Annotated in this window: 24 protein-coding genes and 5 tRNA genes; 20 read left to right on the top strand and 9 right to left on the bottom strand. The window is 52.6% G+C overall.

Translation table 11 applies throughout. The features are described from left to right. Positions 1–20: 20 nt before the first annotated feature. From CWI71_RS08605 to CWI71_RS08585, 5 genes are read right to left on the bottom strand one after another with little or no spacing between them, the layout of a single operon-like run. Positions 21–875 (bottom strand): sulfurtransferase, encoded by an 855-nt coding sequence (locus CWI71_RS08605; RefSeq protein ID WP_126754857.1) that lies wholly within the window; start codon positions 873–875, stop codon positions 21–23. 17 nt (positions 876–892) lie between these two features. After that, positions 893–1,318 (bottom strand): group I truncated hemoglobin, encoded by a 426-nt coding sequence (locus CWI71_RS08600; RefSeq protein ID WP_126754856.1) that lies wholly within the window; start codon positions 1,316–1,318, stop codon positions 893–895. An 8-nt stretch (positions 1,319–1,326) separates the two neighbouring features. After that, positions 1,327–2,178 (bottom strand): DUF3034 family protein, encoded by an 852-nt coding sequence (locus CWI71_RS08595; protein ID WP_126754855.1) that lies wholly within the window; start codon positions 2,176–2,178, stop codon positions 1,327–1,329. Next, complete coding sequence (locus tag CWI71_RS08590; protein ID WP_126754854.1) at positions 2,175–4,439, bottom strand: putative bifunctional diguanylate cyclase/phosphodiesterase; 2,265 nt, start codon at positions 4,437–4,439, stop codon at positions 2,175–2,177. Before CWI71_RS08590 ends, CWI71_RS08595 begins: the two co-directional genes overlap by 4 nt. Further along, positions 4,429–5,106 carry a methylamine utilization protein gene (locus CWI71_RS08585; protein ID WP_126754853.1) on the bottom strand — a complete coding sequence of 226 codons (678 nt, stop codon included), beginning with the start codon at positions 5,104–5,106 and terminating at the stop codon, positions 4,429–4,431. Before CWI71_RS08585 ends, CWI71_RS08590 begins: the two co-directional genes overlap by 11 nt. Positions 5,107–5,187: 81 nt before the next feature. Here CWI71_RS08585 and CWI71_RS08580 point away from each other — a divergent pair, with 81 nt between their 5' ends. Together CWI71_RS08580 and CWI71_RS08575 are read left to right on the top strand one after the other, a co-directional pair. Next, positions 5,188–6,582 carry a class II fumarate hydratase gene (locus CWI71_RS08580; RefSeq protein ID WP_126754852.1) on the top strand — a complete coding sequence of 465 codons (1,395 nt, stop codon included), beginning with the start codon at positions 5,188–5,190 and terminating at the stop codon, positions 6,580–6,582. Between the two features lie 13 nt (positions 6,583–6,595). Next, complete coding sequence (locus CWI71_RS08575) at positions 6,596–7,264, top strand: SDR family oxidoreductase (protein WP_126754851.1); 669 nt, start codon at positions 6,596–6,598, stop codon at positions 7,262–7,264. Positions 7,265–7,366: 102 nt separating this feature from the next. On the opposite strand, the gene CWI71_RS08570 is transcribed toward CWI71_RS08575, so the two are convergent. Continuing rightward, on the bottom strand, positions 7,367–7,555 hold the full coding sequence (locus CWI71_RS08570) for a hypothetical protein (protein ID WP_126754850.1): 189 nt from the start codon (positions 7,553–7,555) through the stop codon (positions 7,367–7,369). An 11-nt stretch (positions 7,556–7,566) separates the two neighbouring features. Further along, on the bottom strand, positions 7,567–8,136 hold the full coding sequence (locus tag CWI71_RS08565; RefSeq protein ID WP_126754849.1) for a hypothetical protein: 570 nt from the start codon (positions 8,134–8,136) through the stop codon (positions 7,567–7,569). A gap of 693 nt (positions 8,137–8,829) precedes the next feature. Here CWI71_RS08565 and CWI71_RS08560 point away from each other — a divergent pair. The 5 genes from CWI71_RS08560 to CWI71_RS08540 all read left to right on the top strand — a co-directional run bounded on the left by CWI71_RS08560 (position 8,830) and on the right by CWI71_RS08540 (position 9,321). Next, positions 8,830–8,906: transfer RNA gene (locus tag CWI71_RS08560), tRNA-Met, on the top strand. Between the two features lie 14 nt (positions 8,907–8,920). After that, positions 8,921–9,005: transfer RNA gene (locus CWI71_RS08555), tRNA-Leu, on the top strand. A gap of 36 nt (positions 9,006–9,041) precedes the next feature. After that, positions 9,042–9,116: transfer RNA gene (locus CWI71_RS08550), tRNA-Gln, on the top strand. Between the two features lie 25 nt (positions 9,117–9,141). Beyond that, positions 9,142–9,216, top strand: a tRNA-Gln gene (locus CWI71_RS08545). Positions 9,217–9,234: 18 nt separating this feature from the next. After that, positions 9,235–9,321 (top strand) — tRNA-Leu (locus CWI71_RS08540). A gap of 56 nt (positions 9,322–9,377) precedes the next feature. Here the strand turns inward: CWI71_RS08540 and CWI71_RS08535 are convergent. After that, complete coding sequence (locus CWI71_RS08535) at positions 9,378–9,599, bottom strand: hypothetical protein (RefSeq protein ID WP_126754848.1); 222 nt, start codon at positions 9,597–9,599, stop codon at positions 9,378–9,380. After that, on the bottom strand, positions 9,596–10,765 hold the full coding sequence (locus tag CWI71_RS08530; protein ID WP_126754847.1) for an FAD-dependent oxidoreductase: 1,170 nt from the start codon (positions 10,763–10,765) through the stop codon (positions 9,596–9,598). Before CWI71_RS08530 ends, CWI71_RS08535 begins: the two co-directional genes overlap by 4 nt. 116 nt (positions 10,766–10,881) lie before the next feature. Here CWI71_RS08530 and CWI71_RS08525 point away from each other — a divergent pair, with 116 nt between their 5' ends. From CWI71_RS08525 to rlmH, 13 genes are all read left to right on the top strand, one after another. Then, positions 10,882–11,766 (top strand): DMT family transporter, encoded by an 885-nt coding sequence (locus CWI71_RS08525; RefSeq protein WP_126754846.1) that lies wholly within the window; start codon positions 10,882–10,884, stop codon positions 11,764–11,766. A 65-nt stretch (positions 11,767–11,831) separates the two neighbouring features. Then, complete coding sequence (gene miaB, locus CWI71_RS08520; protein ID WP_126754845.1) at positions 11,832–13,274, top strand: tRNA (N6-isopentenyl adenosine(37)-C2)-methylthiotransferase MiaB; 1,443 nt, start codon at positions 11,832–11,834, stop codon at positions 13,272–13,274. Positions 13,275–13,289: 15 nt separating this feature from the next. Next, complete coding sequence (locus tag CWI71_RS08515; protein WP_126754844.1) at positions 13,290–14,276, top strand: PhoH family protein; 987 nt, start codon at positions 13,290–13,292, stop codon at positions 14,274–14,276. Beyond that, a complete protein-coding gene (gene ybeY / locus CWI71_RS08510; protein WP_126754843.1) occupies positions 14,273–14,746 on the top strand; it encodes an rRNA maturation RNase YbeY in 474 nt (157 codons plus the stop codon). Before CWI71_RS08515 ends, ybeY begins: the two co-directional genes overlap by 4 nt. An 18-nt stretch (positions 14,747–14,764) precedes the next feature. Further along, entirely contained in the window at positions 14,765–15,646 is an 882-nt protein-coding gene (gene corC, locus CWI71_RS08505; RefSeq protein WP_126754842.1) for a CNNM family magnesium/cobalt transport protein CorC, read from the top strand. A gap of 2 nt (positions 15,647–15,648) precedes the next feature. Continuing rightward, positions 15,649–17,178: an apolipoprotein N-acyltransferase gene (gene lnt / locus CWI71_RS08500; protein ID WP_126754841.1), complete on the top strand. Its 1,530-nt coding sequence runs from the start codon at positions 15,649–15,651 to the stop codon at positions 17,176–17,178. 55 nt (positions 17,179–17,233) lie between these two features. Further along, a complete protein-coding gene (locus tag CWI71_RS08495) occupies positions 17,234–17,428 on the top strand; it encodes a hypothetical protein (protein WP_126754840.1) in 195 nt (64 codons plus the stop codon). Between the two features lie 53 nt (positions 17,429–17,481). After that, positions 17,482–20,070, top strand: coding sequence for a leucine--tRNA ligase (leuS, locus tag CWI71_RS08490; protein WP_126754945.1), 2,589 nt, complete (start codon positions 17,482–17,484; stop codon positions 20,068–20,070). A gap of 1 nt (position 20,071) precedes the next feature. Beyond that, positions 20,072–20,560 carry an LPS-assembly lipoprotein LptE gene (locus CWI71_RS08485; RefSeq protein ID WP_126754839.1) on the top strand — a complete coding sequence of 163 codons (489 nt, stop codon included), beginning with the start codon at positions 20,072–20,074 and terminating at the stop codon, positions 20,558–20,560. 2 nt (positions 20,561–20,562) lie between these two features. Next, a complete protein-coding gene (gene holA, locus CWI71_RS08480) occupies positions 20,563–21,588 on the top strand; it encodes a DNA polymerase III subunit delta (protein ID WP_126754838.1) in 1,026 nt (341 codons plus the stop codon). Further along, complete coding sequence (nadD, locus tag CWI71_RS08475) at positions 21,576–22,208, top strand: nicotinate-nucleotide adenylyltransferase (RefSeq protein ID WP_126754837.1); 633 nt, start codon at positions 21,576–21,578, stop codon at positions 22,206–22,208. Before holA ends, nadD begins: the two co-directional genes overlap by 13 nt. A gap of 66 nt (positions 22,209–22,274) precedes the next feature. Further along, complete coding sequence (gene rsfS / locus CWI71_RS08470) at positions 22,275–22,598, top strand: ribosome silencing factor (RefSeq protein ID WP_126754836.1); 324 nt, start codon at positions 22,275–22,277, stop codon at positions 22,596–22,598. Then, the gene (rlmH, locus tag CWI71_RS08465; RefSeq protein WP_126754835.1) at positions 22,598–23,068 is read left to right on the top strand and encodes a 23S rRNA (pseudouridine(1915)-N(3))-methyltransferase RlmH; all 471 of its coding nucleotides are present in this window, start codon (positions 22,598–22,600) and stop codon (positions 23,066–23,068) included. Before rsfS ends, rlmH begins: the two co-directional genes overlap by 1 nt. The last annotated feature ends 2 nt before the right edge of the window (positions 23,069–23,070 follow it).

The raw sequence follows: 23,070 nt of genomic DNA, 5'->3' as shown, positions 1-23,070 counted from the left end.
GGCCTGCCTCGCAGGCCTTTTTACGTTGTCGCTACCGGTAAATCACGACGCACGCCCCACTCCGCCCAAGAACCATCGTACAGGCGCACCTGCTGATAGCCGGCCAGACGCGCTGCTACCAGCAAAATACAGGCCGTTACACCCGACCCACAGCTGGTAATCACTGGTTGCTCCGGATCTGACAGGTGCTGTTGCAACAATTGCTGCAGCTCACTGACCGGCTTAAACTCACTACCCTGCAGAACTTCAGCAAAAGGCACATTTTTGGCACCCGGAATATGTCCGGCGCGCATGCCTTCGCGGGGCTCCGGCTGACGACCCCGAAAGCGTTCATAGGAGCGCGCGTCGAGCAACGCAAAGGTACCACACTGACTAACTTGTAGCGCCTGCTCCCAGGTTGCCAGCCAATGCTGCTGCTGTTTTAGCACCACATGCCCCGGCTCGTCCGCAGTGGCATAGGTAGCCGTCACCGGCCGCTCTTCGGCAAGCCACTTAGGTAGCCCACCATTTAAGATCAGTACGTTTTCCATACCTAAAGCTTTGAGGATCACCCAGGCGCGCGGCGCCGAGTAAATGCCCTGATTATCGTACACCACCAGGGTATCGCCGTTGTTGACGCCCTGCTGGCGTAACCACGACTGAACCTGCTCCAATTCAGGAAAAGCATTGGGTAATTGACTGTTCGTTGCCGTCAGATGACGTTCCAGCGCCAGATCAAAGGCACCGGGAATGAGGGTCGCTTGCTCGTAAACTAAGGGTTCGCGGCCGATAATTTTTTCCATACTGGCATCAAATACCTTAACCTTTGGATCGTCCTTATGCTCCGCCAGCCAATGGGTGTCGACCAAAATAGCGTTCTCGGTCATCTTCGTCATAACTCACCCCCGAATCGTTACTTACCGACAATATCACCATGAAACTGTGCCAGAATCGCCAGCAGCTGATTTTGCGCACTTAAGGGGACCTGTTCCTGCTCCATGGCGTGTATGAGGTTTTCCACAATCGCGTTAAATTCCGCGCGGGTGATCGCCATGCCAGTGTGCACCTCAACCATATCAGCTCCCTCGTAACGACACGGCCCGCCCACCAGTTCACAAACATGTTGGCTAATCATCTGGTGGAAACGCTCAATATCGACCCGGGCAAAGTGTTCGATCACCCGCTCATCTTCGGCTATCGCGAACACGAAGGTTGTCATCAGCTGGTCAATGCCAGCTTTTTTCCCCAGTTGCTGATAAAGTTCTGAGCTCAGTGCTGACGATGGTGCCACACTCAGCAGCAGTAGTGCGCCAAACAAAGCCTTTTTTACTGACAACATTCCAGCTCCTAAAAACTTATCTGTAATGACGCATAAGCGCCAGTCTGATCAGGTAAGCCAGCGACTGACTTCAGATCGACATAAGCAACCACCAGCGCCACCGACTTATTCGGAAACCAGCCGACAAACACATCGCGCCAGTCGTATTCCCGCACGAAGCCAAGGTTGTCGGGCTTTTGCCGATATTCTGCGCCGACCAGCCAGTGGCGGTTTAAAAACATCGCCACACTTGCCTCACTCATATAACTGTAGTCGTTATTTTTATCGCCGCCGAAGCCAAGTAAACCCAGTTGGTTCGCTTTGGTTGCGCGCAGGGTGTAATTGGCCACCCAGGTGCGGTCAAACGGACCTGCTAACCAGGCTTTGGCGACACTGGCGTATATATCGGTGCCGGTATCATCATGTGCACCGACCGCCGCCGGCAGTGCAAAGCTCTGATTGCGCTTATGTTGCAGACCGAGACTGAATTGCGGCAGATCGCCATAAATTAAATCACCCAACACACGTACTTTAACGCCGAAAATATCCTGTTTTAACGCGCCACCAATGGTGTTGAGTCCCAGTCGTTGTTTCGCAAAGCTCACCTCGATGCGGTTATCGTAGCTGAAGTTCACACTTTGTACGCCCAGCTGAAAGTCATCAACATCAGCAAAGTTGGCATTGGCGGTCACCCCCCACTGATTTTTCTCAGCATAAGTTGCGGTGGTTGCCCAGGGCACCAGTCCGCCACCACCACTACCCTCTATGCTGCTCACCCCGCCTGTCGCTAATAATTTTCCTTCATTGGCCAGCGCCTGCTCAACACTTAGCGCAGCAACAAGCCCCGCCACCAGCCACAGTCGTAACGATAGAAACTTCATAGCTCTTTTCCTTGAAAAGCGGGGGCGGTCTGCTGTAGCCACTGCTCCAGCTTTGCCGGCGCCAGTGGCCGGCAAAAGTAGTAGCCCTGCAAAGTGTCACAGCCCATCTGTTGCAATAATTGCCAGGCGGGTTCTTCTTCTACACCCTCAGCGACGGTCTTGAGGTTTAACTGACGCGCCAGTGACAAAGTCGACTGTACAATCACGCGGTCACTTTCCTCGTGTTGCAGGCGCCGGATAAAGCTCTGATCCAGCTTGAGCTCATCAACTGGCAGGTATTTCAGTTGCGCCAGTGACGCATAACCGGTGCCATAATCATCCAGCGCGATCTGAATACCCGACTCGCGCAGTTGTGCCAGCCGCAGTTGAGCTTGCTCGAGGTCAGCCATCACTGCACTTTCGGTGACCTCAAGCGTTAAGCGCTGTGGTGACAAACGACGCTGATGCAGTTGCTGAGTTAAATGGCTGACCAGCGCCTCGTTTTGCAGATCAAGCGCCGACAGGTTGATCGCCATCTGCAACGCATGGCCTTGCTCCAACCAGTACTGTTGCTGATCCAAAGCCGCTTCACAAACCCACTCCGTGACCCTGAGAATATCGCCTGACTGCTCTGCCAGCGGAATAAATTCATCGGGGCGGATGATGCCTAATTGCGGATGGTGCCAGCGAATCAGCGCTTCCACGCCAACCACTGTGCCACTACGACAGTCTAGCTTGGGCTGATAATGCAGCTGTAAATGGCGGGCACTGATGGCTTCAGGCAAGGCCTGTAATATCTGTAAGCGGCGCAGATATTCTTCATCACTGCCTTGTTGATAGTCCTCAACTAAACCTTTATTTGTTCCGGCCAGCTGTGCCGCCAATTGCGCCCGGCGTAACAGCACGTCAACGTCATCGCCAAACTCCGGAAAGCGCACAGTACCTGCGCGAAATTCAAGACGATAGGTCGCCTCTTTGACGCGCCAGGGTGTTTCTACTAACGCCATTAAGCGCTCGCGTAACTGTGAGTCAGACAATTGTGACTGTTCTGCGACGACCACGAACTCATCGCCGGCCAGTCGTGTTACATGAGCCTGGTCGCGGTATAAATCGCGCAACCGATTGGCCACCAGACAGAGGATCTGGTCACCAAAGCGCTGGCCCAGACGATCATTTAATGCGCGAAAACGAACAATATTCAGTACCAGAATCATGCCCTGACGTCGGTCCGCTAACAGTCCATGCAAATGCTTTTGCAACGAGGTGCGGTTCGGCAAACCGGTCAGCAGGTCATGCTCAAGTTGGTAAACAATGCGTTGCTCACGCTCAGCGATGGCGTCACGCATGGTATTAAAGGTTTCACCTAACTGACCAAATTCATCGCGGCGTTGCAGGTCCAGGGGGATTTGGTAATTACCCCGCCGTAACGCTTCAGCCGCAGCGGTCAAACGCGCCAGCGGCTGATTAAAATAACGCGCGGTCGCAATGGCAAAGACCAGAGCAACCAGTAAGGTCGCTAATCCAAACCCCAGATACTGGGTACGCAGTACCTGAAAAGGCTGGGTCACATCCTCGCGTGATGTACTGATTAATAAGTCGACCGTACTCAGGCTGGCGATGTGTCCTGCCATTTGCTCTGCGGTTAACCAGCTTTGCAGTTGCCCCTGCTCTGCCGCCGCAATCAACCCCTGCTGCGCCGCAGCAGGAAGGCTTGAGGCAAAAATCAGGCTATGCTGTGCATCGTAAAAGGAAAGATCGGCGTTGGTCAGTTCCTGCAGCGACTGCGCCAGTGCATCATCAAGGCGAAAACCCAACGTTGCATAGGCGATGGTATCGGGGGCCCGCACCGGAACCGTAACCAGCTGAAACAAGTCCTCATCGACCTGACGCAACCCCCGCAACTCAGAAACATCTGTGCTAACCGACAAATCATGCGTGCTCGCCAGCACTTCGCCATCGACACCATAAAGCGCCATTAAATCGGTGCCAATGCGGTCACCATGATTGACCATGGCAGAAACCTGGGTGGCGCGATCACCGCTTGCTACCGCTTCGCGAAAGCCAAAATCGTCCGCCAGGACTTGTGCCGCTTGTAGTAGCTGTTCGCCACGCACCCGTATGAGCTCGGCCAATACCCGCTCACTCACCTGAAGTTCGCGTTCGACCGTCAGTTGCGCCTGCTTTTCGGTGGCCACCGAAACCGCCAGCAAGGTCACCAGCAGCACGCCACCAGCCAGACTGATAAATAGCAACAGTAACCGCGAACGAAAACTAATGCGCATGTTCTTTTAGCTTATTAAAGCGTTGTTGCAGTGCTGACGGCTCAGGCGGCGTTTGTTGCTGCGGCTCAACCGGCAGTTGCACCCTCAGTTCAGTTTGCCCAGCAGGCACGCTTACTTTTTGTTCACTGGTCAGTGTCTGCCCCAGCCCCGGATACCAGACATAAACTTCACCACTGTCGAGGTAAAAATTCACCTGTGCCCGGCCATTTGCATCCGTCACCGTCGACTGCGCACGTGGACTTACGTAAAGGTACGCACGCATGTGATCATGAATATTACACCCCAGCACGACAATACCGGGCTGCTCGAAAGTGATCGCCGGCGCCTCTAAATTACTATAAAGAGGCAACTCGAATGTTTTGCTGGGAGAAAACGAGTACACCTGATGGCGAATATTGTCACTATTGGGAAAACTTACCTGTGTTCCTGGCTGAACAACTGAGATAAATGGGGTAAACAAGCGATTGACCTGATCAATCACAGCTGTTTGCGCGGCAGGTTCAGTGCGCGGTTGATCGGTTGAAACAACTGCTTGCGGCAGCGGCTTGCCGTGAAGATCGGTCACAGTGACCTGTAGCTGACGCGCAGCGGCGGAAACGACTATGAGCGAACTGAGGGCAGCGATAAGTATCAGAAAAAAGCGCCGCGTAATTTGAAAGTTCAGCATTTGCACCCCATGCTTATTGGAACAACATCCTTTTATCAGCTTACGCCGCTAGCACAGGGCAAGATCAAAGAGGAGTCAGCTATGTCGAAAAACGTCCGTACCGAAAAAGATAGCATGGGAGAGATCGACGTACCAGCAGATGCACTCTGGCGCGCTCAGACCGAGCGCGCACGACAAAATTTCCAGCTGAGTCAATTGCATTTCCCGGCACGCACGATCAGTGCACTCGCCCACATTAAAGCTGCGGCCGCAGAAGCCAATGCCGAACTGGACTTACTGACGAACGAGCAAGCCCGGGCCATCGTCAAAGCCGCCGATGCCTTTGCGAACCATCCCGATATGAGTCATTTCCCGCTGGATATCTTTCAGACTGGCTCCGGCACAAGTACCAATATGAATATGAATGAGGTACTTGCTGAATCCGTCAAACGCGCCAGCGGCCCGAACGTCCATCCGAATGATCATGTTAATTGCAGCCAAAGCAGTAATGATGTCATTCCAACCAGTATCCAGGTCAGTTGCGTGCTGGCATTGCATGACATCTGGTTGCCGGCCATTGTGCATTTGCAACGTACCATTGAAAGTAAGGCACAAAGCCTTGAAGAGGTTGTAAAAACCGGTCGCACTCATCTGATGGACGCGATGCCGATCACCATGGCGCAGGAATTGCGCGCTTGGGGAACGCAATTGCATCACTGTCAGGCCAACGTTAATGACGTTTGTGAGCGCTTACGCGAACTTCCGCAGGGCGGCACCGCCGTCGGTACCGGCATTAATGCGCCAGTGGAGTTTCGCGCCAGGTTCTGCGAGGCACTTAGTGAGCGCACCGAGCAACATTTTCATCCGGCCGACAATCCCTTTGCCGGTATTGCCGGTCAGGAACTAAGCCTGCAGCTTGCCGGAGCCCTGAACAGTTGCGCGGCAGTGTTAATGAAGATAAGTAACGATTTACGCTGGATGAACAGCGGCCCGCTGGCGGGTCTGGGCGAAATTGAGCTCACTGCTTTGCAACCTGGCAGCAGTATCATGCCCGGCAAGGTCAATCCGGTCATTCCCGAAGCAGTCGCCATGGTGGCAGCACATGTCGCTGGTAGTTACCAGAGCGTCGCTACCGCCGCCCAGCAAGGTAATTTTCAGCTCAATGTGATGTTGCCATTGGTAGCCTATCACCTGATTGAGTCGATTGAAGTCAGCGCCAACGCCATGAATGCGCTGGCTGATCAGGCCATTGCCGACTTTACGGTGAAACATGACCGCTTGCAGGAGGCGCTGGCGCGCAATCCGATTCTGGTCACCGCACTCAATTCTGTCATTGGCTACAACGAGGCGGCAAAAATTGCCAAACGTGCCTATCAGGAGCAGCGGCCCATTATCGATGTGGCCGAAGAAATGACTGACCTCAAGCGCGATGAACTTGAGCGTTTGTTAGATCCGCAAAAACTTACTCACGGGGGCATCCCCGGAACTTCAGATTAATAAGGAGCACTAAATGAGCAACGAACATGTCGTGATCACCGGCGCCAACCGCGGTATCGGCTTGGAGTTGGCCAAGCAGTTTCATCAACGAGGCGCACAGGTGACCGCCGTCTGTCGGCAACCCTCGCCGGAGCTTGAAGATCTGGGCGTCGCCATTATTGACGGTATTGACGTGACCGAAGCCGATGCCCGCAAACTTCTTGCGGAACGCTTGCACGATGAAACCATCGATATCTTAATCAATAATGCCGGTATTCTTGAAGGTGACGACTTTGAACGCTTTACGCCTGAGTCGATTGCCCGCCAGGTAGAAGTCAATGCCATTGGCCCTTTAAGTCTGACGCGCGAGCTGCGCAATCAGCTTAAAAAAGGCAGCAAAGTCATCATGATCACCTCACGTATGGGCTCGATGGGTGACAATGGCTCAGGTGGTCAGTACGGCTATCGCATGAGTAAAGCGGCACTTAATGCTGCCGGCGTCTCACTCGCCAATGACTTCAAAGACGCAGGCATTCCGGTGGCGTTGTTACATCCTGGCTATGTTCAAACAGATATGACCGGTAATAGCGGCGATATCAGCCCCACTGAGGCAGCCAGTCGCCTGGTGAAACGTATCGATGAACTCGATCTCGATTCCACCGGCTGTTTCCGTCACAGTAATGGCGAAGATTTGCCCTGGTGATTGATAAATAGGGTATTGTTGAACCTGGATGACAAACCATCGCTCCGGCGTATCGAGCGCTGCGGCGATGGTTTTGTCAATACCAAAACTTAGCTGAAATAATTAGTGGCCACCAAAGTTTTCAGACCGCGGAGCTGGCCAAAAAAGTGCGATAAGAATTGACGCAAAGGGTAACAACAGCCCGACAAAGAACCACTTGAATGCACCCAGCTTTCTGAACTGCGCAATTAAGGCGGTAATAACCCCAGAAAGTAATAGAAATAAAAATGGCGTAATTAACATTGTTCCCATCATTCCTTTCCTCATCGCGCTACATAGATTGTACTGCAAGTCATGTTACCTGCTTCTCCAGTACACACAGTAATTTGCTCAAAGTTATTTAGTATCCACTGCATGAGGCCTGACCCTGAGGCTGATACAGCACGATCATAATAACCGCTATCGACCATGCTCCCTGTCGGGGTAATTAAATCATACCCCCCATTTTCAGGTATGGGATATCCCATATCACGGCCACTCCCATCTATAAGTTCAATATCGAATATAGGGGTTAGCTCATTAGAGATGCTGGCCCCAGTAATTTCAATTTGGTAGGTCGTACCATCATCGAACGTCCAAGTAATAGTACCAGTTAAAAAGTCACCGAAAAAAGCACCGAGCACAGGAATATTCGAGATTGCTTTGTCCACCCAGTATGTAATATAAGCGCTTTCATAATCATCTATATTAGCTGCTAGATATTGTCTCATTGCGGACCTGAATGCTGCCTTATCAGCTTCGTTTCCTGCTACAGAATGGGCCGAATCCGGAAACCCCCACAGATCTGAACTGGTAGTAGAAGTATCATAATAGTTATTAATACTCAGATTCATTCCATTAGCTGTATCTAGGAGTGCAGCTACCTCGCTAACGTAGTGCTCAGCAATAGCTCTTAATTCCTGGCTTGCGGCAAGTTCATCATCTAACGGTGCTACAATCGTAGCTACAAGGCTGACCGTTCAGATTAAGCCGTTGCGTAGAAACGCGCACTACCGTTAAATCAAAATTGTTACTTACGATAAAGCGAACTCGACCATCTTCTCCGTACGAGCGTGCTATTGAGATTAGTTGGTTGGACGAACAAGACAGGCAATACTCCCAATTATCCGTTAACGGAGTAACGCTTAGGTTTGCGTTGGCTTTCCCCCCCCCCGCAAGAGCAGTTAGCATGATTACAAAAGTAACATTTATGAATTTTATTAAAATTTTCATAATTTTCACCGCGTTATTTTTGTTTTGATTTTAAATTGTATCCTTTATGTAGAAATTCAACCATAAAACAACAGGGCAAAAGTTGCAACTTGAAGTACCAGAATCATTACACTAAATCATTTATTAAATGGAATCATTCCAAGTTATGGCTTAGCAGTCCGGGCTTGCGGCGATTAAATAGCCAAAGTATCGGTTTTTTGAGCAATCGCGCCAGAGAACGCGTTTTTTTGCGAAAAAGAGGTTGACGCTTGAGCCCCTGATTTGCATAATACGCGCCGCACTCACCGAGAGCAGTTTGAAAAAAATCTTGGTATGGCTACGTAGCTCAGCTGGTTAGAGCACAGCACTCATAATGCTGGGGTCGCAAGTTCGAATCTCGCCGTAGCCACCAACCAAATTGCATGGGCGGACGTGGTGGAATTGGTAGACACGCTGGATTTAGGTTCCAGTGCCTCACGGCGTGAGAGTTCAAGTCTCTCCGTCCGCACCAACCTTTCACGGTGAGCGCAAGTTTTTAAGCCTGAGTTGGGGTATAGCCAAGCGGTAAGGCAGCGGGTTTTGATCCCGCCATTCCCAGGTTCAAATCCTGGTACCCCAGCCAACTTAGAAGCTGTTTGACCGAGAGTTGGGGTATAGCCAAGCGGTAAGGCAGCGGGTTTTGATCCCGCCATTCCCAGGTTCAAATCCTGGTACCCCAGCCACTCTTTCCCTTGCTTGTTGCGGGGGTGGCGGAATTGGTAGACGCGCTAGCTTCAGGTGCTAGTGAGCGAAAGCTCGTGGGGGTTCAAGTCCCCCCCTCCGCACCATCTTTACGATGGTGAATGCAACAACGCAAAAAAAGAACCGCCAGCTGGCGGTTTTTTTATGTCTTCTTTTCAGCATCTTTCAGTACTTGCTGACGTTTTCGCTGATACTCTTCATAGCTTTCTGTCGCGCGTCGCTCGCACTCCATACGCTGACTTTCCGAGTGCAGTTCACGACAGCGTTCGAGCCTCTCATCCTGCCAGCTGTAATACCAGCCTGCGGCGGAGCAGCCGCTCAACAGCAGGCCACTGATCATGACCCATGCAAGTTTTTGACTCATTTTGTCCTTCCCATCGCAGCTTGAATAATCTGTCGTTTGAGCGGCGCGACGTTAGCCACTGCTCCTAATCCAACCGCTACTGCGAGCCGGCTGAACAGGTGCCGACTACGAAAACCGACATGAATGGCATCCATCATACGCATCATTTGTTGATTAGTTTTCATTTGTTGTCGCTCGTACGCCAATAAGGCGTCAGCGACAGGCTTTTGACCAAGTTCAGTCAATAAGCACTGCACGTCGACAAAGCCAAGGTTCACGCCCTGACCGGCTAAAGGATGAATACTGTGTGCCGCATCCCCCACTAAAGCCACATGATGGCCATCTGTATAACGCAAGGCACGTTGCCGGCGCAACGGAAAGCTCGCTGACTTTTGTAAACGAAAATCGCCAATGTGAGGCGTGAACGTCTGTTGCAACTCATCGGCTATAACACTGTCGTCGGCACCGCGCCAGGTCTGTTCGGCGCGATAGTCGATCAAACATGCAAGATGCTTGCCCAGGGGCAATAAAGCATAAGGCCCCTCGGCGCGAAAAATTTCCCAGGTTTTGGCGGGTAACGGTTGTTCGACATCGGCGATAGCAAGCAAGCAGCGCATATCGTAGTCCCAGCCGCGCATGCCAATACCTGCAGCTTTGGCGACTTGCGAATGGGTACCATCGGCACCTATAAGTAAGTCATAAGCCAGTGTTTGTCCGTCGCTAAGCACTAATTGCTGTGACCCCAGCTGATAAGAGGTTACCTGGCATTGCGCCAGCAGGTTTACCTGTGGGCTGGTGCGCAGTACCTGCCAGCACGCGCGGATTAATGCGTCGTTTTCAACCATGACGCCTAAGCGTTCAGCGCCGACTTCTGACGCCTCAAATTCGACCGTCTGGCGGTCGCGGGTGGTGACGCTTAACGCCTGGTAGTCAAAGAACCTTGCGCGGTTTACAGCGTGCCAGACGCCCAGGCTGGCAAGCCAGTCCACGTTGTTGTCGTGCACCGATGAAATACGCAGATCCCAACTTTCGCTCGCTGGCGTTTGATCCGGTGACTGCCCGAGTTCGAGCAAGGTGACCTGATGTCCGTCGCGAACGGCGGCGACCGCTGCACTTGCGCCTACCAGACCGCCCCCTACGATAACCACATGCATAATATCTTCCAGTATGTCGTTGGTTTTCAGCATAATAAAAAATCTTACCTTAAGAAGATACTCTAGCACGGGTAAAAACAGCGCTAAGTAGTCATTTGCAGAACATGATAAGATAGTGCCTACTTGTTTTACCCTTCCAACAGGCCCTTATGGAAACTCCTCAACGTACTGTGGTTATTGCTTCGCTACTGGTATTAGCGGCCGAACTTTGCTTTGCGGGTGTTAGCGCATTGGTGAAATACCTGAGCACTGATGTGCCCTCGGAGCAATTGGTATTTTTCCGTAATTTAATGGCCTTTGTCGTTTTATTGCCGTGGTTGTGGCGCAAAGGCCCAAGTGCATTCAAAACCAAAGCCTGGGGATTTCATTTGAGCCGCGGTCTCGCCGGACTGGCGGCTATGTACCTGTTTTTCTATGCCATTGCCCATATTCCTTTAGCGCAGGCGACGCTGGTGTTGCTGCTGTCGCCCTTTCTGATTCCAATTATTGGCCGTTTTGCCTTTGCCGAAGCGGTGCTGCCACAGACCTGGCTGGCAATCGCGATCGGTTTTATTGGCGTATTTATTTTTCTCAATCCATTCGCCACCAGCTTGTCACCGGTGGTCGGCGTAGCCTTCATTGCCGCCTGTCTTGCGGCGTTTACCAAAACCTTGATCAGGCAGATGTCGGCGACCGAATCGTCCAGCAAAATAGTATTTTATTTTTCCGCATTATCAACACTACTCTCTGCAATACCGCTGTTCTGGCTCGGCTCACCCATTGCTGCCGCACATTGGTTTGGCATACTGGTCATGGGGTTACTGGCGGTCGGCGGACAATTGGGCATGACCAAGGCATTTTCTTTGGCGCCAGCAGCCCGCGTCGGTGTTTTTACTTACAGTTCAGTTATTTTTGCCGCGCTTATGGGCTACTGGTTCTGGGATGAAGCGATTACCTGGCACATGATCTCAGGGGCTGCGATCATTACCGTCGCCGGTTATTTGGCAATTCGCACCCGTCGCAAGGCAGAAACAAGCGGCAAAGTTGGCAGTTGAGCAAAGAACAGGCTAAAATAATGGCCCTTTTGAAATACACCAACGCAAGTGAGCGCAACGAATTTATGAGCAAGAAGTTATACATCAAAACTTGGGGCTGCCAGATGAATGAGTACGACTCAGCTAAAATGGCTGATCTGCTGAAGGCAACCCATGGCTATGAAGTCGCAGAAGAGCCAGAAGATGCTGATTTGATCCTGCTCAATACCTGTTCGATTCGCGAAAAAGCACAAGAGAAAGTGTTCCATCAACTTGGTCGTTGGAAAACCTTAAAAGATCATAAGCCTGAGCTGGTGATTGGTGTCGGTGGTTGTGTGGCCTCTCAAGAAGGTGATCACATTCGCAGTCGCGCGCCTTTTGTCGATATCGTCTTCGGTCCGCAAACGTTGCACCGCCTGCCGGAAATGGTGAAACAGGTACAAACTCACCACACACCAATGGTCGATATTTCGTTTCCGGAAATTGAAAAGTTCGACCGTTTGCCTGAGCCAAAAGCAGAAGGCCCCACGGCATTCGTTTCAATTATGGAAGGCTGCAGTAAGTACTGCACTTTCTGTGTCGTGCCGTATACTCGTGGTGAAGAAGTCAGCCGCCCGGTCGATGATGTGCTGTATGAAGTGGCGCAACTGGCTGAGCAAGGTGTGCGTGAGGTCAACCTATTGGGACAAAACGTGAATGCGTTCCGTGGTGAACACTTTGACGGCTCTATTTGTCGTTTTTCCGAATTGCTGCACCTGATTGCTGCCATTGATGGCATTGATCGCATTCGTTACACCACCTCGCATCCGGTTGAATTTACCGACGACATTATTGAAGCCTATGCCACGATTCCAGAGCTGGTGAATCACCTGCACCTGCCGGTGCAAAGTGGCTCTGACCGCGTATTGACGCTGATGAAGCGCGGCCACACGGCATTGGAGTATAAGAGTCAGATCCGTAAGCTGAAGAAAATTCGTCCTGAGATTGCCATGTCGTCAGACTTTATTATTGGCTTCCCTGGTGAAACCGACGCCGATTTTGAAGCCACCATGGATCTTATTCAGGCAGTCGACTTCGACTTGAGCTTCAGCTTTATTTACAGCGCGCGTCCGGGCACGCCGGCAGCTGATCTGCCAGACGATGTCAGCGAAGAAGTGAAAAAGCAGCGCCTACATATACTGCAGCAACGGTTGAATCAGCAGGCCCATAATCACGCACGGCGCATGCTGGGCACCGAACAGCGCATTCTGGTGACTGGACCATCAAAGAAAGACCCGATGGAAATGAGCGGTCGTACCGAGAACAACCGGGTGGTTAACTTTATGGGTGACCCACGTATGATTGGCAAATTTGTCGACGTGGCGATTACCGATGTTTTTGCAAACTCACTGCGTGGCGAAGTGATTCGCGTCGAAGATGAAATGGGCTTACGGGTGGATACCGCACCACAAACCATTCTCGCGCGTCAGTCGAAAACCCAACCCGATGAGTTGGGTGTGGCAAATTTCATTCCGCCACAGCAGTCGTAACACAAAGAGGTTCATTTGAGTCCACAGCTCACGACACTTGATATTGAATTGGAGCCGGCCGACAGCCGGCGTCTGGCCGAACTCTGCGGGCCGTTCGATGAGAATCTGAAACACATTGAACGGCGCCTTGGCATTGAAATTACCTACCGCAACGAAGCCTTTCGTCTGATTGGCCCCGAGCACACCGTCAAAGCAGCGGCCAAACTATTGCGCGAACTCTATGTCGAAACTGCCACTGTCAAAGGCCAACCGGGCGAAATTGAGCCCCAACAGGTGCATCTGGCAATTCAGCAGGCAAACGTGCTGGAGCAAGGCAAAGGCGACCCGGCGGCAGAGAAGATGACGCACATTAAAACCAAGCGTGGCATGATCAAACCACGTAATCATAACCAGGCAGAGTACGTCCGCGCCATTTTAAGCCATGATGTGAATTTCGGTGTGGGGCCTGCAGGTACGGGCAAGACCTATCTTGCGGTTGCCTGCGCCGTCGATGCCCTGGAGCGTCAGGAAATTCGCCGTATTTTGCTGACCCGTCCGGCTGTTGAAGCTGGCGAGAAACTCGGCTTTTTGCCAGGTGACCTGGCACAGAAAGTCGACCCCTATTTACGTCCTCTTTATGACGCGCTATTTGAAATGCTCGGCTTTGAACGGGTAGAGAAGCTGATTGAGCGCAACGTGATAGAGGTAGCCCCGCTGGCTTACATGCGCGGACGCACCCTGAATGATGCCTTTATTATTCTCGATGAAAGCCAGAACACGACCTGCGAACAAATGAAAATGTTCCTGACCCGTATTGGCTTTAATTCGCGCGCGGTCATCACCGGCGATATCACCCAGGTGGACCTGCCGCGCGGACAAAAATCAGGTCTGCGCCATGTTATTGAAGTCTTGCGCGATGTGAACGACATCAGCTTTACTTTTTTCCAGGCTGGCGATGTCGTGCGACACCCTGTGGTGCAGCGCATTGTGCAGGCCTACGAAGATTTCGACACCCGCGCATGAACGAGCTGACCGTCGATCTGCAAATCGCCTCTGCTGCCACACGATTACCTACCCAAGAGGATATTGAACGTTGGGTTGCGGCAGCACTGGCCGGCCATCAGTGCCAACAAGGTGCGGCAGAACTCACCGTGCGTATTGTTGACGAAGAGGAAGGCCGCGAATTGAATCTTGCCTATCGTGAGCGCGATTACGCCACGAATGTGCTATCGTTTCCTTTTACAGCCCCTGTTCCAATGCCGGTTACCTTGTTGGGTGATCTTATTGTCTGCGCCCCGGTGGTGGCAAAAGAGGCACAGGAACAGGGCAAAACAGAACATGCCCACTGGGCACATATGATTGTACATGGAACCTTGCATTTGCTAGGTTATGACCATATTGAAGATGCCGAGGCAGACCAGATGGAACGCCTCGAGACAAGCATTTTATCCGGCTTAGGGTTTGCTGATCCTTATGCCGAAGTTGGTGACTAAACGGAGCAAAACCAGCTAATGAGCGATGACCATCCCCACTCTACCAGCGGTTCTGCGAGTAAATCGTGGGCAACCAAACTGTTGCAGCTATTTACCGGAGAGCCGAACAGCCGTGAAGAACTCGTCGATTTAATTCAGGACGCCGAAGAGCGCGATCTGATCGATAACGACACTAAAGAAATGATTGAGGGCGTGCTTGATGTCGCCGAACTCAAAGTCCGGGACATTATGGTGCCGCGTTCACAGATGGTAACCATTGATATCAATCAGAAAGTCGATGAGTTTCTGTCCATTGTCATTGATGCCCAGCACAGCCGCTACCCGGTCATCAGTGAAAACAAGGACCATGTTGAAGGTATTTTGCTGGCTAAGGACCTGCTGGCCTATGGCTTTGGCATGACCGATGATGAATTCGCGCTGACCAAGGTAATTCGCCCGGCCGTGATTGTACCGGAAGGCAAACGCGTTGATGTGCTGCTCAAAGAATTCCGTTCACAACGTTACCACATGGCCATCGTTGTCGATGAATACGGCGGCGTCTCAGGTCTGGTGACGATTGAAGATATTCTGGAAGAGATTGTCGGTGAAATTGAAGATGAAACCGACTACACCGAGGACACCAAAGCCGATATCCGCCGGATTAATAAGTCCCGCTATTCGGTAAAAGCCCTCACCACCATCGAAGACTTTAACGACTATTTTGATACCCAGTTTGGTGACGAGGAATACGACACCATTGGCGGCATGGTCGCGCACGGCTTTGGCCATCTGCCAAAGCCAGGTGAAGAAATTGCCATTGGCGGTATTAACTTTAAAGTGACCGGCGCCGATAAGCGGCGCATCCAGCAGCTGCAGGTAAGCTTCCCTGAAGTACCGGCGGTCGACGAAGCGGAAAGCTAACCATGCCGGTAAGTAAACGGCGCTGGCAAGCGGCTCTGAGCCGTATTGCCTGTCTTGTGCTCGGCGCGTTGCTGGTCTTTAGCTACGCGCCCTTTGCGCAGGCCTGGTTGCCTTTCATTGTTCTACCAGCGCTGATCTGGCTTACCCGTCAGAAGACGCCGGCCAATGCCTGGCGCCTGGGCTATTATTTCGGCCTGGGTTGGTTCGCCGCTGGCTTAAGCTGGATCTACGTTAGCATTGATACCTTTGGCGGACTGCATCCCATCGCCTCGGTCGCTATTCTGTTGTTATTGTTTGCCTATCTGAGTTTGTTTCCGGCACTTGCGCTGTTTCTCTGGCGCTGGCTCGCTACGCGCGTGCATCCCCTCGCCTACTGGAGTCTGCCGCTGACCTGGCTGATTGCTGAGAGTTTACGGGGGTGGTTACTGACCGGCTTCCCCTGGCTTGATTTGGGCTATACCCAGACCGATAACTGGCTGAGCGGCTATGCCACCTGGTTTGGCGGAACCGGCCTTGGACTGGTGCTCATCACCATCGCACTGCTGACCGTACGCTTTATCGAACGCCGTAGCTGGCAGCCCCCTACTGTAATTGCCGGTTTACTACTGTTGCCGCTGCTGTTAAGCCAGCTCAATGCCGTTTCCACCACTGGTGAGAAAGCTAAAATAGGCATTGTCCAGGGCAATATTAGCCAGTCGATTAAATGGGATCCTGACCAGCATTGGCCAAACCTGAACCAATACCTGGATCTGACCCGTCAGTTATACAATGCGCATGATGTCATTGTCTGGCCTGAGTCGGCGGTTACCATGCCCGAGCCTTATACCGATGATATTCTGGCAATTATTCACGATGAAATGGTCGAAACCGAGACCGGACTGATTACCGGTATTATCGATATCGAGGGCAGTGACTATTACAACTCAGTTATTGCGCTGGGGCAGGACGGTAGCACCGGCGTCGAAGAACCCTACCACCATGGCCATAGCAACCGCTTTCGCAAACATCAGTTGCTGCCGATTGGCGAATTCGTACCTTTTGGCGACTTAATGCGTCCGTTAGCGCCTTTATTTAATTTACCCATGTCATCGTTCAGCCGCGGTGACTACGTGCAGGCACCGCTGCGCGCCCATGGCTGGCAATTCACGACCGCCATCTGTTATGAGATAGCCTTTCCACAACAGGTCTGGGCCAATTTCACTCCGGCGACTGATTTTTTACTTACTGTCAGCAACGATACCTGGTTCGGCCGCTCTCACGGTCCGGCGCAACACATGCAAATTGCCCGCATGCGTGCCATCGAACTTGCACGGCCATTAATTCGCGCGACCAACAGCGGCATTACCGGTATCACCGACGCGCAGGGCCGCTGGCTGGCGCGCGCGCCGCAATTTACCGCAACGACACTATCCGCTGAGGTCCCTTTGGTGCAAGGCATCACTCCTTATGCGCTGTGGGGTCACTGGGGCGCCTGGGCGCTGGCACTTTTGATCCTGTTCGGTGGCGCATTAGCCGTAGTCATTCGCCGTTAAAATCAGTAAACTGTACGTAATTTTCGGGTCTATTCATTCAGAGTGAGAACACATTATGGAAAATATCCTGGCTGCTATTCTTTTTGCCGTGCTAACTGCCTCGGGTGCGTTAGGCGTTTCAAGTCTTGGCATGTTCCTTTTTCACCGTAATCCGGAAGATCGCGACAGTGAGCAACGCGAGCGTTGGGAATACGGCTTTTTCGGCCTCGCCGGTATCGTAGTTATGTTATTGATGTGGTTCGCACTGTAAGTTCGCGTTTATTTTTCGCCGCCGATTAAATGGATTCTCAGATGTCAAAGATGATGCAGGATAATTACGATCCAGCGCAAATTGAAACCGCCGTTCAGCAACGTTGGGAAAACGACAAGGTTTTTGAAGTCACTGAACAGCCAGGTAAAGAAAAGTTTTACTGCCTTTCAATGTTCCCCTACCCCAGTGGCAAGCTGCACATGGGCCACGTTCGCAATTATACCCTGGGTGACGTGGTCGCCCGTTATCAGCGTATGCAGGGTAAGAACGTGCTCCAACCGATGGGATGGGACGCCTTTGGCCTGCCTGCTGAGAATGCTGCGGTGGCAAATAAAACCGCACCGGCAAAGTGGACTTATCAAAATATCGATTACATGCGCAACCAGCTGAAGTCGTTAGGCTTTGGCTATGACTGGTCGCGTGAAGTCGCGACCTGTCGCCCTGACTATTACCGCTGGGAACAGTGGTTCTTCACCAAGCTGTACGAAAAAGGTCTGGTTTACAAGAAAAACGCCACGGTGAACTGGGATCCGGTCGACAATACGGTACTTGCCAATGAACAAGTCATTGACGGCCGCGGCTGGCGCTCAGGCGCGAAAGTTATCCAAAAAGAAATTCCGCAGTGGTTTATTAAAATTACCGCATACGCTGACGAATTGCTTGATGATCTGGAGCAACTGGAGGGCTGGCCGGAGCAGGTGAAAACCATGCAGCGCAACTGGATTGGCCGCTCCGAGGGCGTAGAAATTGACTTTTCCGTCGTCGATCACGATAAGCCGCTGACAGTTTACACGACCCGTCCAGATACATTGTACGGCGTGACTTACATGGCCGTGGCGGCACAGCATCCGCTGGCACAGGAGGCTGCAGCTAATAAACCTGAACTGGCAGCGTTTATCGAAAGTATTCAGAACACCAAGATGGCGGAAGCTGAGCTGGCGACTATCGAGAAAAAAGGTATGGCCACAGGCTTTTATGCCACGCACCCGCTGACCGGCGAGCAGTTACCCATTTGGGTCGCCAATTTCGTCCTGATGGATTACGGCTCAGGCGCGGTCATGGCCGTTCCGGCACACGATCAGCGCGACTGGGAGTTTGCTACCACATATCAGCTACCGATTAACGTGGTCATTGACCCCGTCGACGGTGAGCATGATATCAGTAGCGGCGCCATTACCGCGAAGGGCATGACCATCAACTCCGGTCCCTACAGCGACATGACCAGTGCTGACGCCTTTGATGCGATTGCAGATGAACTGGCGCGTCAGGGTATTGGCCGCCGTCAGGTTAATTACCGCTTGCGTGACTGGGGCGTGTCGCGCCAGCGCTACTGGGGCACCCCCATTCCGATGCTGAATCTGGCCGATGGCAGCTCAGTTCCTGTTCCCGAAAATCAACTGCCGGTAACCCTGCCAGAAGACGTGGTAATGGATGGCACCCAGTCACCGATTAAGGCAGATCCGGAGTGGCGGAAAACCACTTATAACGGCCAGCCGGCAGAGCATGAAACCGATACCTTTGACACCTTTATGGAGTCGTCCTGGTACTACGCGCGTTACTGCAGCGCGAATTATGATGAAGGCATGCTTAACCCCGAGCAGGCCAACTACTGGCTACCGGTGGATCAGTATATTGGCGGTATTGAGCATGCGATTCTGCATTTGCTGTACGCGCGGTTCTTCCACAAACTACTGCGTGATACCGGCCTGGTGAATTCCGATGAGCCATTTAAACGCTTGTTGACCCAGGGCATGGTCCTTGCTGACAGCTACTATCGCGAAGCGGCTGACGGCAAAATCACCTGGTACTCACCGCTTGACGTCGAGATTGTCGAGCGCGACAGCAAAGGTCAGATCGTCAAAGCTATTCTGAAAACCGATGGCGAAGAAGTCAGTTACGGCGGCATGACCAAGATGTCGAAATCGAAAAATAACGGTATTGACCCACAAGTCATGATCGACAAATACGGCGCTGACACCGTTCGCCTGTTTATGATGTTTGCCGCCCCGCCGGAGGCAACGTTAGAATGGTCGGACTCTGGGGTGGAGGGCGCACAGCGCTTCTTACGTCGGGTCTGGCGTCTGGTCGCTGACTATAGCGAGGTCGCTGAACAGGAGCACAGCTCTGACTTCAGTCAACTGAACCCGGATCAGGAAGAACTGCGTCGTGAAGTGCACCGCACCATTGAAAAAGTGACGGATGATATGGGCCGTCGGCAAAACTTTAATACCGCGATTGCTGCGGTCATGGAGCTGTTAAACAAACTGCAAAAAGCCAATTTAGACAGTCCTGCCGACCGCGGCATTATGCGCGAAGCCCTTGAGGCGGTGGTACGCATGCTGGCCCCGGTCACGCCACATCTGAGCGAGGTGTTATGGCAGCAACTCGGTCATGACAGCGATATTACCTTCGCTGACTGGCCCGAAGTAGACAGCACAGCGCTGGTGGCGAGCAATATTCTGGTGGTGGTGCAGGTCAATGGTAAAGTCCGCGGCAAAATTACAGTGCCAGCTGATGCCCAGCAGGATGCCGTCATTACCGCAGCGGTAGCAGACGAAAACGTGCAACGCTTTATCGGCGACAAGACCATTCGCAAACAAATCTATGTACCAGGAAAACTGGTTAACATTGTGGCCAACTAAGATGCGTAGACTAGCGCTTGTCCTGGCGGTATTCTGGCTGACGCTCGCGCTGAGCGGCTGTGGTTTTCAGTTGCGCGGCAGCTATCAACTGCCGGCTGATCTGGAGCGAGTGGCGATTAATGCGCCACAGTTCAGTGAATTCGCTGAGCAGGCGCGCCAGCGCTTTACTCTGGCAGGCGCTGAGCTGGTGGAACAGGGTGATGTCGTACGCATCGACATTCTCGGCGATCGTCTTAGCCGTCGCACCCTGAGCTTATCGGCCAGCGGTCAGGTGGCGGAATATGAACTGATTTATACCGTCGACTACCGGCTTATTAAACGTAATGGCGCGACGCGCAACCTGCAGGTTGAAGTATTCCGTGATTATCAGGATGACCCGAATTTCGCCCTGGCAAAAACTCGCGAACGTGAACTGTTGGTCGCTGAAATGCGTGAGCAAGCCGCACAACGTATGCTGCGCCAGGTGATTGCGCAACTTGCGGAGAATTAACGATGCAACTGGGTGAACTCGCCAATCATCTGCAACGCCATGGCTTGCCGGCATTGCTCTGCGTGTTTGGTGATACCCCCCTGCTGGTCGATGACGCTTTACAGTTGATTCGCCAGCAGGCACGCCAGCAAGGCATCGATGAGCGCCAGCGTTTGATGCAGGACAGTCAGTTCGACTGGAGCCAGTTGCAGCAGCAAAGTGCCAACCTTGGCTTGTTTTCCAGCCTGCGCCTGATGGAACTCGAGTTACCTGAAGCCAAACCCGGACGCGACGGTGCCGAAGCGCTCAAGCGTTACTGCGCCGAGTTGCCTGAGGACCAGATTTTAGTCATTACCGGACCAAAACTGAAACAGGAACAACAAAAAGCCAAATGGTTTCAGTTGTTGCAGCAGGCCGGTCCGGTGGTGCAGGCCAATAGTCCTGAGCGCCGCCAACTGCCTGCTTTCATTCAACAACGTAGCCAGCGCTATGAATTGTCGCTGACCAGCGAGGCAACCCAGCTGTTAGCCGACTGGTTTGAGGGCAATTTACTGGCGCTTGATCAGGAATTGCAAAAACTTGCGTTAATGGATATGCCACAGCCGCTGACACCTGCGGTGGTCACCGACGCCGCACAGGACCAAAGCCGGTTCAGCGTATTTGCGTTACAGGAAGCAATTCTGGCGGGTGATCTAAAAAGCGCATTAAAACGCTTACAGCGCTTGCTGGAAGAAGAAGCCGAGACGGCCATTCTGAACTGGATGTTACAGCGCGAGCTGGAAAAGCTTGAGCGGCTGCAACAAGGTCGCCTGCAACTGCGGGATTATGCGCAGCTGGGCATCTGGCGTAGTCAGGAGGCCGCCTACCAGGCGTTTGCCAAACGTGTGAGCGCTGCTCACCTCGCCCGCCTTAGTCGCCTGCTGGTAAGGCTGGAATATGCCTTTAAGCGCGACTCGGGGGAAGATCTTGCCACCCTCTACTGTCATATCATTGTGTTGCTTTGTGCACCAGCACAGGAACCCGACTTTATCAGCTCATGTTACGCGTAATTTTTGGTGGCACCTTCGACCCAATCCATAATGGTCATGTGACCACATCGCTGGCTGCTTTTGCCGAACTTGAAGCCAACCAGATGCATGTAGTACCGAGCGCGCAGCCGCCCCACCGCGATTATCCGGGTGCCAGCGCCGGGCAACGTCTGGCCATGGTGAAACTGGCGTTTGCTGAATGCCCGGGCGTACTGCCCGATGACTGTGAATTGCGGCGCGATGGCCCGTCTTACAGCTTATTGACGCTACAGGAAATGCGTCGCCGCTGGCCCGACGACAACATCACCTTCTTATTGGGCAATGATGCCTTTGCCAAACTCGACACCTGGTATGGCTGGCAGCAACTCACCGAAGTTGCCAATCTCGCCGTCATGCGTCGCGCTGATCAGGATACGCCCTGGTCCCCTGCCGTAGAGGCGCTCTATCATCAGCATGGCTGCGACGCGCTGAGCCAGTTTCATCAGCACCGCCAGGGGCAGATTCTGCTACTGGAAACACCGGATGTCGCGATTTCAGCCACCGCTTTACGCGAAGCCATCGCCGAAAATAAAGACTGGCGCGAAAAAGTGCCCGTAAACGTCGCTACTTACATCGAACAGTACCGCTTGTATGGTCTTTAAGCACTGCTTTTTCGCATGCAGCCGTGGTAAACTAGTGGCCAGTGCAAATTAAGGAGACAAAGACTTTTGCAAGCTACACAATTACGCGACTTTGTGGTCGATAAACTTGAAGATTTAAAAGGCCGTGACATTAAAGTTCTGGATGTTCAGGAACAGACCGACATTGCTGAGTACATGATCATTTGCTCAGGCAACTCTAAAACTCATGTCAAAAGCCTTGCCAACCATGTTGCCACCGAAGCCAAACATCAGGGCGTCCCGCCGATCGGCGTTGAGGGTGGTGAAACTTCCGAATGGGTACTGGTTGATCTCGGTGATGTGGTCGTTCATATCATGCAAGAGTCCAGCCGCGATTTTTACGAACTTGAGAAGCTCTGGGGCCCGCGGTAATGCGCATTAAGCTGATTGCAGTTGGCCAGAAAATGCCAGATTGGGTCAGCAGCGGTTACCAGACCTACGCCAAACGTTTACCCGCCGACTGTCAGTTAGAACTACTTGAGATTCCCGCCGGTAAGCGTGGCAAAAATGCTGACATCGCGCGCCTGACCAAGCAGGAAGGCGAAGCGATGTTAGCGGCTATCGGCAAAGGAGACCGGGTGGTTACCCTGGAAGTTAATGGCCGCGCCTGGGACACCCCCAAACTGGCGGAGCGACTGTCCGCCTGGCAAATGGATGGCCGTGATATCAGTCTGTTGGTGGGAGGCCCGGAGGGTCTGGCCGCAGAGTGTTGCGCCATCGCCGATGAGCGCTGGAGTTTGTCGCCCCTTACCTTGCCTCACCCCATGGTAAGGGTTATTGTAGCCGAGGCGCTCTACCGCGCCTGGAGTGTGAACGCTAACCATCCCTATCACCGCGAATAAAG

This window comes from Pseudidiomarina insulisalsae (genome assembly GCF_003987065.1).
GTDB lineage: Bacteria > Pseudomonadota > Gammaproteobacteria > Enterobacterales > Alteromonadaceae > Pseudidiomarina > Pseudidiomarina insulisalsae.
This window is presented reverse-complemented; position numbering and strand designations above follow the sequence as displayed.